Source organism: Pantoea sp. RIT413 (assembly GCF_003057675.2).
GTDB classification, from domain to species: Bacteria; Pseudomonadota; Gammaproteobacteria; order Enterobacterales; family Enterobacteriaceae; genus Pantoea; species Pantoea eucrina.
Genome location: NZ_QBJB02000005.1, coordinates 113074 through 129095, shown reverse-complemented (window position 1 = coordinate 129095; position 16022 = coordinate 113074). Strand labels below are relative to the sequence as shown.

Sequence of the window (16022 nt, the reverse complement as noted above, 5' to 3'; positions counted from 1 at the left end):
AGTTCTCCATTACTTCAATTATTTATGTCCGATTAGTAAGGCTCTGCAGCAAGCTTTTTCAGCTCCTGTCGTGCCTCATCCAGCTTGCGTTCACGTTTTTCAATTTTGTCTTTGTCATCCCTGTCATCGCGCGCTTTCTGCAGCTCCTGCTCGCGCTCGGCCACCTTGTTCTGCTGCGACTTCAGACGCTCTGAGTGCGCTGATTTCAGCTGCCGATCGCTGCAGCTGGCGCGAACTTCTGTCAGCGCCCGTTCCAGTCCGTTTACCCGGCGCTGATTATCATGCTGTTTTGCCATCGCAATCTCATGCCGGATATCGCGCTCTTTTTGCTGACACAGCGACTCTGCCGCCAGCAGAGAGCCAGAGCAGGAGATAAGCATGGCACCCAGAAGAAATTGTTTCATCACGTTCACACCTTCCATTGTTGATGAACTGCCGCCTGCCAGACAGGAGCGTATCCCGGCGTCGCGTCGGCTTGTGCTAACGTTAAGCATAGTCAGCCGGGGCAAAAATTCAAAAAAGACGAAGAGATAGCGGAGAAAAAGTATCGTCTGACCGCAGGTCAGACGATCGGATTAGCTGTAGGTCGGGGGATTGGCGTCGCGCGGTTGCTGTGAGGCCTGCGGGCCTGCGGCCACAACAAAACCCTGTGGTAATAAGCGGCGTAATACCTTCTGCGCCGCCAGACTCTGTTCTTCATCTTCAAAGTGGATCACCAGCGCATCGCCTGCTGGCGTAATACTTTTAATGCGCACGCCCTGGGCAGAGAGCTGCTGATAAAGATAAAAGCCATCCGGCAGATTGGTGCCGCTATGCGCCACGCGAATTTGTACCACGGTTTCATGTTGCCACAGCAGTGGAGCAGCCCCGGCCGCGAGCAGCAGCAGCAGGCCGCCGCACAGCCACGGCAGCAGCGGTCGGGTAAAGAGACGTCCTGTTTTCATTACTGCGCTTTCCCGTTTTGTCCTGCCTGACGCTTACGCCACAGTACGACCAGCGAGCCGATCAGGCCGATGACCAGCAGCGCCAGCGGCAGCATCATCAGAAAAAACATCAGCTCATCTTCGTAACGGCGAAACAGCGGCGTTTTTCCTAGTGCAAAGCCAAGTACGGTCAGGATCAGTACCCACAGGAAGCCACTCATCCAGTTAAAGAACTGAAAGCGCGCATTACTCAGGCCAGATAACCCTGCAATGGTGGGCAGCAGCGTACGTACAAACGCAATAAAGCGCCCAATCAACAGGGCAGAGAGCCCGTGACGATGGAACAGGCTGTGGGCGCGCTGGTGATATTGTGCCGGCAGGTGTGAAAGCCATTTCTGTACGGTAGGGGTATTACCCAGCCATCGCCCCTGGATATAACTTACCCAGCAGCCGAGGCTGGCACCTGTGGTGAGAACCAGCAGCGTCAGGGGAAAACTCATTGTGCCTTTGGCAATCAGCACGCCGACAAGGATGAGCAGGCTGTCACCGGGCAGGAAGGCGGCAGGGAGCAGGCCATTTTCAAGGAACAGAATCATGAACAGTAAGCCGTAGATTGCCCACACCAGCGTGGGGTCAGAGAGCATTTCATAATCCTGCTGCCACAGGGCATGCAGCAGTGCTTTCAAAATATCCATCAATCTTTCCCGAACATCATTGTTAAACGAGCCCATCAGGGGCTAAAGCGCAGGCAGAGGTGAGTTATACATTTTGGGTATGCCACCTGCGCAGGGGTCCGTATCCATGCGGCTATGCGTGTTAAATCAGCGACTTTCTAACGCCCTTGTCGCAAACGGTAAAAAAAGGGCGATAACTGTAACAAATACTTCCCAATTCAGACAGTGCATTATGTCCGTTGTAGTGGAGTTTTACCCTTTGCTGCCAGGAGTAAAAGGAGCTTTACACGAGCTGACACTATTGCAGATTATCTGACCCCGTCTGCAGGTTCAGAATGTACAAACGTGGCCGTTTTTACGCTGTTCGGCTTAATCAGGCGGCCTGCGGCAAACAAGTTGCAGTTACGGGCAGAAGCCGTGTGATGTAGCGTAACGTTGCGCCGCCACCGCTTAGTATTTTCCAGATATGGCAACATTGCCAGTTTATGGCAGCAGTTTGTTACATGAGGCAGAAGGGAAGGATGGCAGCACAGCGGCTATGAAAGCGCGCGGCGCACAGTGTGCGCCGCAGAGGAGAGGTCAGGTCGCGGCGCCGGGCTGGCGTTCCGCTTCTGCCTGGCAGACAGCCGCAGTAAACAGAATGTCGGTTGAGGAGTTCAGGGCCGTTTCTGCTGAATCCTGCAGCACACCGATAATAAACCCAACGGCCACCACCTGCATGGCCAGGTCGTTAGGAATGCCGAACATATTGCAGGCCACCGGGATTAACAGCAATGAGCCACCCGCTACGCCGGAGGCACCACAGGCGCACAGCGTGGCAACCAGGCTTAGCAGAATCGCTGTCGGTACATCGACATTGATGCCCAGCGTATGCACCGCAGCCAGCGTCAGTACGGTAATCGTAATAGATGCGCCCGCCATGCTGATGGTCGCACCCAGCGGAATTGATACGGAGTAGGTGTCTTCATCGAGGTTGAGTCGTTTTGCCAGCGCCATGTTCACCGGGATATTGGCGGCCGAGCTGCGGGTAAAGAAAGCCGTCACGCCGCTTTCACGAATGCAGGTAAATACCAGTGGATAGGGATTACGCCGGATTTTCTGATACACCAGCAGCGGGTTCACAATCAGTGCCATGAACAGCATGCAGCCAATCAGCAGGACCAGCAGGCTGCCATATTCCCACAGCGCCCCAAAGCCGGTAGAGGCCAGAATGGAGGCGACCAGGCCAAAGATGCCCAGTGGCGCGCAGCGGATCACACAGCGTACGACCCAGGTTGCCGCGTGTGAGGCGTCATTTAAAAAATCTTTGGTGCCGGGACTGGCATGACGAAATGCAAGGCCAAGGCCCAGCGCCCAGACCAGAATGCCGATGTAGTTCGCGTTCATCAGCGCTTCGAACGGATTAGCCACCATGCTCATCAGCAGGCCATGCAGCACCTCGGTGATCCCGGAAGGCGGCGTAATTGTCGTGTTACCGGCGGCGAGTGACAGCGTCTGCGGAAAGAGGTGGCTGAAAATCACCGCGATCATCGCGGCAAACAGGGTGCTGAGCAGATAAAGCATAATGATGGGACGGATATTGGTTTTCTGTCCCTGCTGATGGTTAGCAATGGACGCGATGACCAGCACCAGAACCAGCAGCGGCGCGACGGCTTTCAGTGCCCGGACAAAGAGTTCACCCAGCAGGCCGGCGGCTAATGCGGCATCGCGCGACAGCCACGCCAGCGCTACGCCAGCGACCAGGCCTACCATGATTTGTTTGACCAGGCTGCCTTTAAACAGCACGCCTGCCACTCTGGAAAGGTTATTTTGCATATCGTGATCTTTTACTATCGGTCATGAGTGTGGTGCGCGTTTATTCCGCGCCAGAGGGTTTGCCCGGCGGAGTATAAGGAAAAGTGCTGGTGAGAAAAGCGATAATTCCGGCTTTGCGTGCGGGATCGATTTTTCAATCTGCTAAACAGAGGAAGTGTGACAGAGATAAAAAAGGGAAAGTTTCATTGAGGCGAAATAAAGCAGGGGCGATTTACGCCCCTGCAGAAGATTATGGCGAGATGCGCCGGCGGTCATTTCGCCGGTTAACCCAGGCGTTGATCAGCAGCGTTCCACCCAGAATAATGCCCACCACGCTGAGTGAGACAGCGACCGGAATGTGGTAAAACTCGACGATGAGCATTTTGATGCCGATAAACACCAGCACGATAGCCAGCCCATATTTCAGCATAGAGAAGCGCTCAGCCACATTCGACAGCAGGAAATACATGGCGCGCAGGCCGAGTATGGCAAACAGGTTAGAGGTCAGCACAATAAAGGGATCGGTGGTTACCGCAAAAATAGCCGGAATACTGTCGACAGCAAAAATCACATCGCTGAGCTCGACCATAATCAGAACCAGCAGCAGCGGGGTGGCAAACAGTACGCCGTTACGGCGAATAAAAAATTTCTCACCCTCCAGCGAATCGGTCATGCGCAGATGCTGACGCAGCCAGCGCACCACCGGCTTATCACCCACGGCCGTGTCATCCTCGCGCGCCAGCGCCATCTTAATGCCGGTAAACAGCAGAAACGCGCCGAAAATATAGAGGATCCAGCTGAACTGCATGACCAGCCAGCTGCCGGCAAAGATCATGATGGTACGCAAGACAATGGCACCCAGCACGCCGTAAATCAGGACGCGCCGCTGCAGCTGGGGCGGAATAGCAAAGTAGCTGAACAGCATCAGCCAGACAAAGACGTTATCCACCGCCAGCGCTTTTTCCAGCACGTATCCGGTCAGGAAAGCGAGCGTCTGCGTAGTGGCAACCTCGCGCCCGGCGTGCGTATCGAGATACCACCAGAAAGCGGCAGCAAACAGCAGTGAAACGGAAACCCAGATCAGCGACCAGATAGCCGCCTGTCTGAACGACATAGTTTGTGCGCCGCGCCGGCCCTGCAGCAGCAGATCGATCGCCAGCATAATCAGCACAACAACGGTAAAGCTGCCCCAGAGTAACGGTGTGCCTATCGATTGCATAATGGTGTCCTGTGCGAAAGTTAAAAAAAACGGCTCCGTCAGAAGACGTAAGCCGCTTTCATTATGCTGCAAGCGCTCCTCGCCTTCCGGCAAGGTCTCACTTACAACACAGAATCACTTCCGGGTTGCCTGACGACCGGATGCGCTACACATCGTAATGACGATCAATCAGCTGACAAGTTACTCCCCTTTGCTTAGAAAAAAATAGCGCAGCCGCACTCCGATGCAATGCAGGACCAGTCATATTTAGCAATATTTACACTTCCTGGCGATCGGCGGGAAATATCACGCCGGTCTGCTGGCGGATGGTGGTCAGCAGCGCTGCTGTCAGCCGCGAAATTTCGAGGCCAGGGTGTGCGGTCTGCTGCGTTTCCACCAGACTGGCAAACACCTCTGCTTCATAGCGCATCGTATTGCTGTGCTGCGGCTGCGTCAGATTCTGCTCAACACCGCTGCGTGGCAGTAGCCGCAGCTGCTGGCACTCTGCCAGTTTCTCAATAAGCAGCGAACCCTCCTCTCCCTGAATTTCGCTCGGAATAGCGGAGTTGCTGACTTTGGAGTGCAGCAGAGTGACGTCGAACTCGCCATAGTGAAGTATCACGGTGCCGTGCGCATCTGTGCCGCTCGCCAGCAGCGTGGCTTCAGCCGTGACGCGCTGTGGCGCCCCCCACAGCGTGACGGCAGCAGCGAGGCAGTAATAGCCGATATCCATGATGGAGCCATTGGACCAGCGCGGGTCAAACGTATTCGGGTTTTCACCGGCAAGATAGCGCGGGTAACGGGAAGAGTACTGACAGTAGCTGAACAGCGCCTTACGCAGCGTGCCCAGCTGCGGCAGGGTGCGCTGCAGCTGCAGAAAATTAGGCAGGCTGGCGGTTTTAAAGGCTTCAAACAGCACAACCTGATGCTGTTGAGCGCAGGCGATCATCGCTTCGGCTTCACGCAGCGTGGAGGCCAGCGGTTTCTCGCAGATCACATGCTTACCGTGAGACATAAACAGCAGCGCCTGTTCGCAGTGCAGTGCATTCGGGCTGGCGATATAGACCGCGTCGATATCCTGGCATGCCGCCAGAGCCTCCAGTGAGGTGAACGTGAGCGGACAGGCGTAATCTGCGGCAAAGGCGTCAGCCTGCTGCTGGCTGCGTGAATAGACTGCGCTGAGCGTAAACCTGCCGCTCTCATGTGCTGCGTCAATAAACTGACGGGTAATCCAGTTGGTGCCGACAATGGCAAAGCGAATCACAGGTCTGCTCTCCTGACAAAATAAAGCCGCAGGGTAGCACGCGGCGGCAGGAAACCTGCCGGCACTATTTGATCCTGCGATCCGCATTCCAATATAGTGAGCCCCTGTGTCTGAAAGCCTGCGAACGGGAGAGCCGGGTGAGCGGAAGCAAACATGCATTAAACTGGACCACGCTGCTGATCGCCATTCCGGTGGGGCTGATGGCCTCGCTGGTGACGCTGGCGTTTCGTGGCATTATCGATGTGATTAACCAGCTGCTGTTTAACAGTGACCATGAGATCACCGTGGCGATGCACGTCTGGCCGTGGATCTTCTGGCCGCTGCTGGTGGGCGGCGGGGGCGTGCTGGCGGGCTGGTTCCTGCGCTATGCCGTCGCAATTGAGCAGCAGCAAACGGTAAAAACAGACTACCTGGAAGTGATTAACGCCAGGCTGGATGCCGTGCCGACGCGCACCTCACTGTTTCGCGCGCTCTCTTCAATCGCCAGCATTGGCAGCGGCGCTTCAATCGGTAAAGAGGGGCCGATGGTACAGCTCTCAGCGCTCAGCGGCAGTCTGCTGGGACGCTGGCTGCCGGCATCGCTCAATCTGCGCAACAGCGACATTGTCGCCATGGCGGCAGCAGCGGGCCTCTCCTCGGTTTACCACGCGCCACTTGCCTCGGCGATCTTTGTTGCTGAAATTGCTTTTGGTATTTCAGCCCTGCAGCGACTGATCCCGCTGATTGTCGCCTCTGCGGTGGCGGTGATGACCATGTGGGCGCTGGGTTTTCGCAATGCGCTTTATCCGCTTGCCGATACGCTGTTTCAGATGGATGGAGTGAGCCTGCTGATGACAGTGCTGATTGGTCTGGTAGCAGGCGTTGCCGGCTGGCTGCTGATCGCGCTGATTGGCCGTAGCCGGCGGCTATTCAGCCGCGTGCGATCGCTGCCGCTGCGGCTTGGCGCAGGAGGCGTCGCTGTCGGCCTGCTGGCGCTGCTCTCCACGGATATTCTCGGCAACGGCTATGAAGTGATTGTGAAGATCATTGAGGGGCACTATGTCATCACCGGACTGCTGCTGCTGCTGCTGCTCAAAACCCTGGCGACAACCCTCTCCGTAGGCTCAAATGCCGTCGGCGGACTGTTTACGCCCTCGCTGCTGATTGGCGCCCTGCTCGGGGTGATTCTGGCGCAGAGCGCAGCCGCGCTGCAGCTGCCGGTGGGCGATACGCTGCTCTATGCAGCAATAGGCATGGCCGCCGTGCTGGCCGCTGTCAGTCAGGCTCCGCTGATGGCGATGCTGATGGTACTGGAGATGACGCTTAACAGCAGCCTGCTGTTTCCGCTGATGATCGCCTCGGTCCTGGCTTCAATGGTGGTCTACCGCCTGCAGTCCGCCAGCACCTATCCGGTGGTCAGCCATCACCTGAGCCGTTCTGAAGCCTGGTATGATTTTGACCATATGCGTGTCGACCAGCTGATTATTCCCGGTGCAGCGCTGCAGCCGGAAGAGTCGGTCGGACAGGCGCTGGCGGTCAGCTCGCTGAAGCGTGAACGCTATGTTTACGTACTGAATCAGGCGGGGCAGTTTCTGGGCGTGGTCTCCATTCACGAGATCTCGCGCAAGGTACTGGCGCAGGAGATCACTCTGGACTCGCCGGTCAGCACCGTCATGGATAGCAACTTTCCCTGCATTTTTCAGGGACAGAGCATGCGCGAAGGGTGGGAGGCATTTTCACGCGTGACGCTCGAGCGGCTGCCGGTGCTGAATAATCCGCAGGAGCGTCGTTTTATGGGCGCCCTGACCAAAACCAGTCTGATTCAGAAAGCACAGGAGTTTCTTTAAGCTGCGTTGCCGCGCATCGCCTGATCGGTCATCCACAGGCGCGCGTCAAATTCCAGCTGATGATAGTCAGGCTCCATATGGCAGCAGAGCTGATAGAACGCTTTGCTGTGATCTTTCTCTTTGAGGTGGGCGAGTTCGTGCACCACAATCATGCGCAGGAAAGGCTCAGGAGCAAGGCGGAAAAAGGTGGAGATGCGGATCTCCGCTTTAGCTTTCAGGTTGCCGCCCTGTACGCGGGAAATGGCCGTGTGCAGCCCCAGCGCATGCTTCATCACTTTGATTTTATTATCCCAGAGGATTTTGCTTACCGGAGGTGCGCTGCGCATATAGCGATTTTTTATCGCCTGCGTGTAGTCATACAGCGCGCGATCGCTGACCACATCATGCGTCTCGGGATAGCGCTGCTGCAGGAACGCGCCTAATCGCTGATGATCAATCAGCATTTGCACCTGTTCGAGGATATTTTCAGGGTAACCCTGCAGATAAATTAATGACATTGGGATTCCTGACGAAAGACAGTATACTGCGCCCCCCTTTTCAGGGCGAAAATTGCGCAAAGTGTACCACGCCGGAGATCCCATGAGCCAACTTGAACTGACCCATAGCACCCTTACGCTGGAGCGCTTTCCGCCGATGCGCGAAGAGAGCCCGTTACAGGCGTGGGATGCTGCCGATGAATATCTGCTGCAGCAGGAGCTGCCGGAAGGTCCGGTGCTGGTGTTCAATGACAGCTTTGGGGCATTAACCTGTGGCCTGCAGGATCGGGAGATCTGGCACGTCAGCGACTCCTGGCTGAGCCAGCAGGCAGCCAGACAGAATCTGCGCTTAAATGGTTTGTCTGACGATCGCATTCACTTTATTGACAGCCTGAGCGCGCTGCCTGCGGCGCCTGCTGCTGTCTTAATCAAAATTCCCAAAGCGCTGGCGCTGCTGGAGCATCAGCTGCGTGCGCTGCGCAGCGTGGCCACGCCAGAGACGCTGATTCTGGCGGCAGCCAAAGCAAAAGATATTCATAACTCCACCCTGCAGCTGTTTGAGCGAATTCTGGGTGAGAGTAAAACGTCGCTGGCCTGGAAAAAAGCGCGTCTGATCTACAGCCGTTACAGCGCCCCGGCGCTGGCTGAGGCGGCGGACACTACCGTCTGGCCACTCGATGAGACGCCTTACCAGATCCATAACCACGCCAACGTCTTTTCACGCACTTCGCTGGATATTGGCGCGCGGCTGTTTATGCAGCATTTGCCACACAATATTGAAGGCGAAATCATGGATCTCGGCTGCGGCAACGGCGTGATTGGCTTAATGGCACTGGAGCAGAATCCGCAGGCTGAGGTACTGTTTTATGATGAATCTTATATGGCGGTCGCCTCCAGCGAGCTGAACGTCAGGGTTAACCGCCCGCAGGATCTGTCGCGCAGTCAGTTCCGCGTTAATAATGTGCTGAGCGGCTTTCCCTCCGACCGGCTGCATGCGGTGTTGTGCAATCCGCCGTTCCACCAGCAGCATGCGGTTACCGATCACCTGGCGTGGCAGATGCTGCGCGACGCAAAGCGTTGCCTGCAGTATGGCGGTGAGCTGCGCATCGTGGGCAACCGGCACCTCGGCTATCACCAGAAGATGAAGAAGCTGTTTGGTAACTGCGAACTGGTGGCGTCCAGCGCCAAGTTTGTGGTGCTGCGCGCGGTCAAACTGCGCTGATCACAGACTCAGCGCCAGCGCGGTAGCCTGTGCAATAGCCCGCCGCGCGTCCAGCTCCTGCGCCACATCTGCGCCGCCGATCACCCGCACCGGTTTGCCGCGTGCGGTCAGCTCGTCAGCCAGCAGGCGCAGCGGCTCCTGACCGGCGCAAACCACAATATTATCCACGGCCAGCGTGACCGGTTTACCCTGGTGACGCAGATGCAGCCCTGCATCGTCAATGCGCAGATATTCCACATCCCCCCACATCTCTACGCCGTGCGCCTGCAGGCTGGCGCGGTGGATCCAGCCGGTGGTTTTCGCCAGGCCCGCTCCGGGCTTCCCGCCTTTACGCTGCAGCAGCCAGATTTGCCGGCCGGGAGAGGGTGGCCGGGCAGGAACAATGCCGCCGCGCGCCTGCAGCGTGCGATCGATTCCCCAGCGCTGGTAAAAATCCTCTGATGAATGGAGTAAATAGGCGGCCGTATCAAAACCGATGCCGCCTGCGCCGATAATGGCGATGCGCTGACCCACCGGTTTTTTATGGCGCAGAAGATCCAGATAGCCGATCACGCTGGCATGATCGATGCCGGGAATAGAGAGCTGACGCGGCGTTACGCCGGTAGCAATGATAATTTCATCCGCGTCTGTCAGCTCTTCGGCACAGACCCGGTGGTTAAGCCGCAGCGTCACCTTCGCTGCCGCAAGCTGATGGCGGAAGTAGCGCAGGGTTTCGCTAAACTCCTCTTTACCCGGGATCTGTCGGGCGATACCAAACTGCCCGCCAATCTCCGCCTCCGCTTCATAGAGCGTTACCTTATGCCCGCGCTGAGCCGCCTGCAGGGCAAAAGCCATGCCTGCCGGACCGGCGCCAACCACAGCCAGCTGCTTCGGCTGCGTGGCTGGTACAGCCGGCATCAGGGTTTCGTGGCAGGCGCGCGGATTGACCAGGCAGGATGTCACGTTGCCTGCAAAAATCTGATCGAGGCACGCCTGGTTACACGCAATACAGCTATTGATAGCTTCAGGCTGACCCTGCGCCGTTTTGGAGACAAACGCGGCATCCGCCAGAAATGGCCGTGCCATTGAAACCATATCAGCAGTCCCGTCGCGCAGCAGGGCTTCAGCCACGTCAGGGTGGTTGATCCGGTTGGTGGCAATCACCGGTACGGATACGCGTTCGCGCAGGTGGCGGGTTACCCAGGCAAAGCCGGCTCGCGGGACACAGGTGGCTATCGTCGGGATGCGCGCTTCATGCCAGCCAATACCGCTGTTGAACAGCGTCACGCCACACGCTTCCAGCGCTTCAGCCAGCATCAGCGTTTCATCCAGCGTGCTGCCGTGCTGCACCAGGTCGAGCAGCGACAGCCGGAAAATAACAATAAAGTCTTCGCCTGTGGCGTGGCGTACCGCCTGCGTCACTTCACGGGCGAAGCGCTGCCGCCGCTGCACATCGCCTCCCCAGGCGTCAGTGCGCTGGTTAGTCTGCGCCGTCAGAAACTGATTAATCAGATACCCCTCGGAGCCCATGATCTCTACGCCATCATAGCCCGCCTGCTGTGCCAGACGGGCGCAGCGGGCAAAATCGGCAATCGTCTGTTCAATTTCTGCTTCGCTCAGCGCATGCGGAGTAAAAGGATTAATAGGCGCCTGGAGTGCGGAAGGGCCTACCAGCGCACGCTGATAGCTGTAGCGTCCGGCATGCAGTATCTGCAGCGCGATTTTTCCGCCCTGCGCATGGACCGCCGTCGTGATCTGACGATGCCAGCCGCACTGACTTTCATCGGTCAGCATCGCACCACCCTGTGCCACCACACCCTGCGCATTCGGCGCGACGCCGCCGGTTACAATTAGCGCCACGCCCTCGCGTGCGCGCTCAGCATAAAAAGCGGCCAGTCGCTCCGCCCCGTCAGGGTGCTCCTCCAGTCCGGTATGCATTGAGCCCATCAGAAAACGATTTTTTAACCGGGTAAATCCCAGATCGAGAGGCGTAAATAAGCAGGGGTAGTGCTCGATCATGATCGGGTACTCGAAAGTGGTCGGATGAGTTAACTCTAACGGTAATCGCGCATGATGGAAGAGGGGGACGCTGAGCTTGTGAGAGACGTCAAAAAAAGCAGGGCGGCAGGTTACGTACGAAGTATCAGCTTGTCTTCGTTACGCACGGGAAGGACCGGCGCGCCCTGAAAGGGCCAGAGTACAGGGCTAATGACTTAGCACTTTTTATATATCATCATGGATTCCTTTTTCCGGAAACGCCGGGTAATTATCAGACCGCGGCAACCTGTGTTCATCGCAACTCGCCTGAGTTTTAAATATTATAGCGGGAAAGTAATCTGGAAATAAGTCTTCAGATAGAGTCAGACAGAGAATTTATCATTTTAACCGCTATTTTAATGTTATTAATGATGCTTGTTAATCATAGCGCGCAGCTGAATGGTGCGATCGGATGAGTGATATATTTATTGCGCGCCAGCCCGCACAGTTAGCGGCAGCCAGCAGCCGGGGCGCCTCTTTTTCTGGATGAATTATCCTTTATTTTATTAGTGAAGCAGTTAATTCCATATCTTAATAATTTTTTATTTATCGGTTTTATATAATTACCTGAATAATCACATTGTGAAGGTGATTTTCCTGCTATTACCACTGAGTTAACTGAAAAGGTTAAACGATATAGCCCTTTTACCTGTCATATACTTTTAGAGGAGAGGCAGATTGGATTTAAACACTCAGCCAGTCCGTATTGCTGTTCTTGACGGTCATCCTATGATTCGTCTGGTTTTTGAGCTATGTCTGAAAAACCATCCCGATATTCACCTTGTTGCTGCCTGGTCTTCCGGCAGCGAGCTTTTCAGCGCGTTAAGTACGCACAGTGTTGATGTTCTGATTCTGGATTTCCTGCTGGGCGAGCGTGAAATTGATGGTTTGACGCTAATAAAGCAAATACGTAATCACTATCCGATGCAGAAAATGCTGGTTTTAACCTCTGCCGAAAGCCCGGCGGTAGCAAGAATGGTACTCCGGGCCGGCGTAAACGGGTTTATCGGTAAAAGCCATCCCTTTGAAGAGGTACTGGCGGCGGTCAGATCCGTTGCTGAGAATAACCTGTTTTTAGCCACGCACCTTGCTGAAGAGATCCAGACGCTGTATGCCATTTCCGGAAAAAAGGCGGACGATGATTTCTGTATCAGCTGTAAGCCGGTTCTTCACGAAAAAATAAGATTATTAAGCCCGCGTGAAGCAGAAGTGATCCGCTGCTTTCTTGATGGCATGAGCGTTTCACAGATTGCGGCCAAGTTCAGACGAAGCCGGAAGACGGTAAGCGGACAGAAGCAGTCGGCGCTGAAAAAGCTCGGCGTCCGTTCAGATTCGGAACTATTTAAATATAGCCGGGAGCTGCTGTCAGCCCGGTAATCGCGCAGGGCGGCCGCGCCCGAGCGCAGCAACCTGATAGCCAGTTCACGTTCCCGGTAACATCTTTTCTGTAACATCGTTCTGAGTGATGTTCATCACAGTTTTATCCTGTTTAACCCGTTTTTATAGTCGTCACATCATCAGACTCACAGGATAAACATGAATATTGAAACGCAATCCTGCGTTATTACCGGCAAAAAGCAGGTCAGTGTCGCACAGCAGCAGGTGCAATGGGATGGCTCCGGCACGCTGGTGCGCATTACGCGCGGCGGAATCTGCGGCTCCGATCTGCACTACTACCAGGAGGGAAAAGTGGGCAGCTTTGCGCTGCAAATGCCCATGATACTCGGGCATGAAGTGATTGGTTACGTCATTGAAAGCGACGATCCCCGCCTGCAGCCGCAGCAAAAAGTGGCTATCAATCCGGCTAAACCCTGCGGTGAATGCAAATATTGTCAGCGCCAGCAGGAGAACCAGTGTACCGCCATGCGCTTTTTTGGCAGTGCAATGTATGTCCCGCACGTCGATGGCGGATTTACCCGGCACAAAGTGGTGGCGAGCAGCCAGTGCGTGCCTTTTCCACAGGATGCCGATGAAAAGGTGATGGTGTTTGCTGAGCCGCTCGCGGTCTGCATTCACGCCACGCATCAGGCTGGCGATCTTACCGGTAAGCGTATCTTTATCTCCGGCACCGGGCCAATTGGCTGTCTGATTGCCGCTGCCGCGCAGGCGCGTGGTGCTGCAGAGGTTGTCTGCAGCGATATCAGTGAACGTTCGCTGGAGATGGCGCAGCAAATGGGTGCCACGCAAATAGTTAACGCGGCAAGCGGCGATTTCACCGGCTGGATGGCGGATAAGGGCTACTTCGATGTTGCGTTTGAAGCGTCCGGCCATCCGGCGTCACTGCAGCGCTGCCTGGAAGTTGTGTGTGCCAGAGGCACGGTGGTGCAGGTAGGAATGGGCGGCGCATTTCCTGATTTCCCCCTGATGACGCTGATTGCCAAAGAGATAAATCTGACGGGATCGTTCCGTTTTACGCATGAATTCAATACGGCAGTTGAGTGGCTGGCGCAGGGCGTTATCAACCCGCTGCCGCTCTACAGCGGGGAATACCCGCTTCAGGATATCGATGCGGCGCTGCAGTTTGCCAGCGATAAAACCCGCGCGGCAAAAGTTCAGCTGACTTTTTAGGGAGATACTATGAACGCACTCTTTTCTCTGGCCGGCAAGCGTGTACTGCTGACCGGTTCAGCACGCGGTATCGGGTTTCTGCTGGCGCAGGGCCTGGGTGAAGCCGGCGCCGAAGTGATTATTAACGCGACCACAGCTGAAGGGGCAGAGCGCGCCGCCGCCGCCCTGCGCGAGCAGGGGATCGTCGCCCGGGCCAAAGCGTTTGACGTAACCGATTCCGGCGCGGTGCATCAGGCGATCGATGAAATTGAAGCACAGTGGGGCGCCATCGATATTCTGGTAAATAACGCCGGCATCCAGCGTCGGCGGCCTTTTCTGGAGTTTCCTGAACAGGACTGGCACGACGTAATTGCGGTAAACCAGACCGCCGTGTTTTTTGTCTCGCAAAAAGTGGCGCAGCAGATGGTAACGCGCCAGCGCGGCAAAATTATCAATATCGGTTCAATGCAGAGTGAGCTGGGCCGCGACACCATCACGCCTTATGCGGCCTCTAAAGGGGCGGTCACCATGCTGACGCGGGGAATGTGCGTCGAGCTGGCGCGCTACAACATTCAGGTTAATGCGATTGCGCCGGGCTACTTTGTCACCGAGATGACGCAGCCGCTGGCTGACGATCCCGCGTTTACCGGCTGGCTGACTAAGCGTACGCCTGCTGCGCGCTGGGGTAAGCCGGAAGAGCTGATTGGTGCCGCCATCTTTCTGGCCTCTGCCGCCTCAGATTTCGTTAACGGACATCTGCTGTTTGTCGATGGCGGTATGCGCGTAGCCGTGTAGTGCGTGGCCCGAGAGCCTGCCTGGCAACATTTTAAACAGTGGAGATTCAGAAGGAAGCGCCAATCTCGCCGCCTGGAGCCGCGGCTCTGCTGACGTTTAGCGCGCTTATCCACGGGCCGGCTGCTCACAGGGCAGCAAAGCGATTAACGACGGCGGATCCACGAAAAGCGCGACTGGTATCCACTACTGAAGTGGGTATTGCGCCGGTAGCTGGATCCCGCCTCGGCCATACAGTAGGTACATACGTTGACCGCATCAATCTGTGCCGGCCCGAGTCCGCGCTCTAGCAGGATGCTGCGCGCCAGCCCGGGCAGGCTGAACCACGCCCCCTGCTGCTGCGCCTGCGCCTGCGCACGTACCGCCTGCGGATTCACGGGTTGCTGATGCGTCCACTGCAGCGGCGGCAGATCGCTGCGCTGCTGCATCTGGCGGATACGATCCTCGCCCAGCTCATAACAGCAGGGGCCAATGGCCGGACCGATAGCGACGCAAAGCGTATCGATACTCGCGCCGCTTGCCAGCAGGGCATCCAGCGCGCTTTGCAGAATTCCGCTAAGCGTGCCGTTCAGCCCGGCATGGATCGCCGCCACCTGCTGCTGCACGGGATCGGCAAACAGCACCGGCAGGCAGTCGGCAGTATAAACCGCTACCGGACGGTTATCTTCAGCAATCACACCGTCAGATTCACAGCTTTTTGGCGGCCGGTTTTGTCCCGATAACACCACGCGGGCGCCGTGACGCTGATGTCCGTAAGCGGCAGCCTCAGGTGCAGGCAGACCCGCAGGCTGAAAGGCATACTCCAGCCATGTCAGGCTATCCAGCAGCGCTGAACGCGGACCGCAGATTTTACTCTCCATACTTCTCTCCTGTGACCTGAACGTAACCGGCGACTGCGCACAGCTTACGTTAACCGGTACGTTTTTACAGCGCTCCGGCAGATATCTTTCTCATCACGGCTAACGTCATGCGTTCAGCTTATAGCTGCCCGTATCACAGCGCTGTGTTTCACGATGGCCTGCGCTGAGATTGCCGGGCAGAGCCGGAGTAACTGCATAAAAGAGTGGAACGGTAAATAATTTGACCACTGAAAAAACACCCGGCGGCGCAGGGGATTACGTTTTACCGTCAGAGCCACGCATATTTACATTTTGCGTTAGCTGCCAGGCGCTGGCGGCATTTCATGATATATAACCTGATTTTACGCCAGCGATGAGTGGATAATTTTGATGTTTTCCGGGTAATACAGATTATTGCGCTAAGCATTAATTTTAATAACTAAGAACTATC

Annotated in this window: 14 protein-coding genes; 5 read left to right on the top strand and 9 right to left on the bottom strand. The window is 56.1% G+C overall.

Going from position 1 to position 16022, the window contains the following annotated elements:
- Positions 1-32 precede the first annotated feature (32 nt).
- The 6 genes from DBY66_RS09250 to DBY66_RS09225 form a co-directional block, all read right to left on the bottom strand.
- Complete coding sequence (locus tag DBY66_RS09250) at positions 33-404, bottom strand: DUF1090 domain-containing protein (protein ID WP_146745175.1); 372 nt, start codon at positions 402-404, stop codon at positions 33-35.
- Between the two features lie 171 nt (positions 405-575).
- Positions 576-944: an EnvZ/OmpR regulon moderator MzrA gene (gene mzrA, locus DBY66_RS09245; RefSeq protein ID WP_094111020.1), complete on the bottom strand. Its 369-nt coding sequence runs from the start codon at positions 942-944 to the stop codon at positions 576-578.
- Entirely contained in the window at positions 944-1618 is a 675-nt protein-coding gene (locus tag DBY66_RS09240) for a DedA family protein (protein WP_039380506.1), read from the bottom strand. Before DBY66_RS09240 ends, mzrA begins: the two co-directional genes overlap by 1 nt.
- Before the next feature lie 558 nt (positions 1619-2176).
- On the bottom strand, positions 2177-3412 hold the full coding sequence (gene sstT / locus DBY66_RS09235; protein ID WP_039380504.1) for a serine/threonine transporter SstT: 1236 nt from the start codon (positions 3410-3412) through the stop codon (positions 2177-2179).
- Between the two features lie 229 nt (positions 3413-3641).
- Complete coding sequence (locus DBY66_RS09230; protein ID WP_039385651.1) at positions 3642-4610, bottom strand: TerC family protein; 969 nt, start codon at positions 4608-4610, stop codon at positions 3642-3644.
- Between the two features lie 256 nt (positions 4611-4866).
- The gene (locus tag DBY66_RS09225) at positions 4867-5853 is read right to left on the bottom strand and encodes a Gfo/Idh/MocA family oxidoreductase (protein ID WP_039380502.1); all 987 of its coding nucleotides are present in this window, start codon (positions 5851-5853) and stop codon (positions 4867-4869) included.
- A gap of 137 nt (positions 5854-5990) precedes the next feature.
- Between DBY66_RS09225 and DBY66_RS09220 the strand changes: the two genes are divergently transcribed.
- On the top strand, positions 5991-7679 hold the full coding sequence (locus tag DBY66_RS09220; protein ID WP_039380500.1) for a chloride channel protein: 1689 nt from the start codon (positions 5991-5993) through the stop codon (positions 7677-7679).
- Here the strand turns inward: DBY66_RS09220 and DBY66_RS09215 are convergent.
- Positions 7676-8176 carry a M48 family metallopeptidase gene (locus DBY66_RS09215; protein WP_039380498.1) on the bottom strand — a complete coding sequence of 167 codons (501 nt, stop codon included), beginning with the start codon at positions 8174-8176 and terminating at the stop codon, positions 7676-7678. The genes DBY66_RS09220 and DBY66_RS09215 overlap by 4 nt on opposite strands.
- 82 nt (positions 8177-8258) lie before the next feature.
- On the opposite strand from DBY66_RS09215, the gene rlmG reads away from it, so the two are divergent.
- The gene (rlmG, locus tag DBY66_RS09210) at positions 8259-9377 is read left to right on the top strand and encodes a 23S rRNA (guanine(1835)-N(2))-methyltransferase RlmG (protein ID WP_108569942.1); all 1119 of its coding nucleotides are present in this window, start codon (positions 8259-8261) and stop codon (positions 9375-9377) included.
- On the opposite strand, the gene DBY66_RS09205 is transcribed toward rlmG, so the two are convergent.
- Complete coding sequence (locus DBY66_RS09205) at positions 9378-11375, bottom strand: NADPH-dependent 2,4-dienoyl-CoA reductase (protein WP_108569941.1); 1998 nt, start codon at positions 11373-11375, stop codon at positions 9378-9380. It abuts the gene before it with no gap.
- Between the two features lie 696 nt (positions 11376-12071).
- Between DBY66_RS09205 and DBY66_RS09200 the strand changes: the two genes are divergently transcribed.
- From DBY66_RS09200 to idnO, 3 genes are all read left to right on the top strand, one after another.
- Positions 12072-12770, top strand: a complete 699-nt coding sequence (locus tag DBY66_RS09200) for a response regulator transcription factor (RefSeq protein WP_039380492.1) — start codon at positions 12072-12074, stop codon at positions 12768-12770.
- 159 nt (positions 12771-12929) lie between these two features.
- Positions 12930-13961 (top strand): L-idonate 5-dehydrogenase, encoded by a 1032-nt coding sequence (idnD, locus tag DBY66_RS09195; protein ID WP_108569940.1) that lies wholly within the window; start codon positions 12930-12932, stop codon positions 13959-13961.
- Between the two features lie 9 nt (positions 13962-13970).
- On the top strand, positions 13971-14735 hold the full coding sequence (gene idnO, locus DBY66_RS09190; RefSeq protein WP_039380488.1) for a gluconate 5-dehydrogenase: 765 nt from the start codon (positions 13971-13973) through the stop codon (positions 14733-14735).
- Between the two features lie 143 nt (positions 14736-14878).
- Here idnO and DBY66_RS09185 read toward each other — a convergent pair whose 3' ends face one another.
- Positions 14879-15592, bottom strand: coding sequence for a polyphenol oxidase family protein (locus DBY66_RS09185; RefSeq protein WP_108569939.1), 714 nt, complete (start codon positions 15590-15592; stop codon positions 14879-14881).
- Positions 15593-16022 lie beyond the last annotated feature (430 nt).

Bases quoted from the DNA above. Each gene is read 5' to 3' on its own strand.
- DBY66_RS09250 (WP_146745175.1), bottom strand. From the start codon at position 404: ATGAAACAATTTCTTCTGGGTGCCATGCTTATCTCCTGCTCTGGCTCT.
- mzrA (WP_094111020.1), bottom strand. From the start codon at position 944: ATGAAAACAGGACGTCTCTTTACCCGACCGCTGCTGCCGTGGCTGTGC.
- DBY66_RS09240 (WP_039380506.1), bottom strand. From the start codon at position 1,618: ATGGATATTTTGAAAGCACTGCTGCATGCCCTGTGGCAGCAGGATTAT.
- sstT (WP_039380504.1), bottom strand. From the start codon at position 3,412: ATGCAAAATAACCTTTCCAGAGTGGCAGGCGTGCTGTTTAAAGGCAGC.
- DBY66_RS09230 (WP_039385651.1), bottom strand. From the start codon at position 4,610: ATGCAATCGATAGGCACACCGTTACTCTGGGGCAGCTTTACCGTTGTT.
- DBY66_RS09215 (WP_039380498.1), bottom strand. From the start codon at position 8,176: ATGTCATTAATTTATCTGCAGGGTTACCCTGAAAATATCCTCGAACAG.
- rlmG (WP_108569942.1), top strand. From the start codon at position 8,259: ATGAGCCAACTTGAACTGACCCATAGCACCCTTACGCTGGAGCGCTTT.
- DBY66_RS09205 (WP_108569941.1), bottom strand. From the start codon at position 11,375: ATGATCGAGCACTACCCCTGCTTATTTACGCCTCTCGATCTGGGATTT.
- idnD (WP_108569940.1), top strand. From the start codon at position 12,930: ATGAATATTGAAACGCAATCCTGCGTTATTACCGGCAAAAAGCAGGTC.
- idnO (WP_039380488.1), top strand. From the start codon at position 13,971: ATGAACGCACTCTTTTCTCTGGCCGGCAAGCGTGTACTGCTGACCGGT.
- DBY66_RS09185 (WP_108569939.1), bottom strand. From the start codon at position 15,592: ATGGAGAGTAAAATCTGCGGTCCGCGTTCAGCGCTGCTGGATAGCCTG.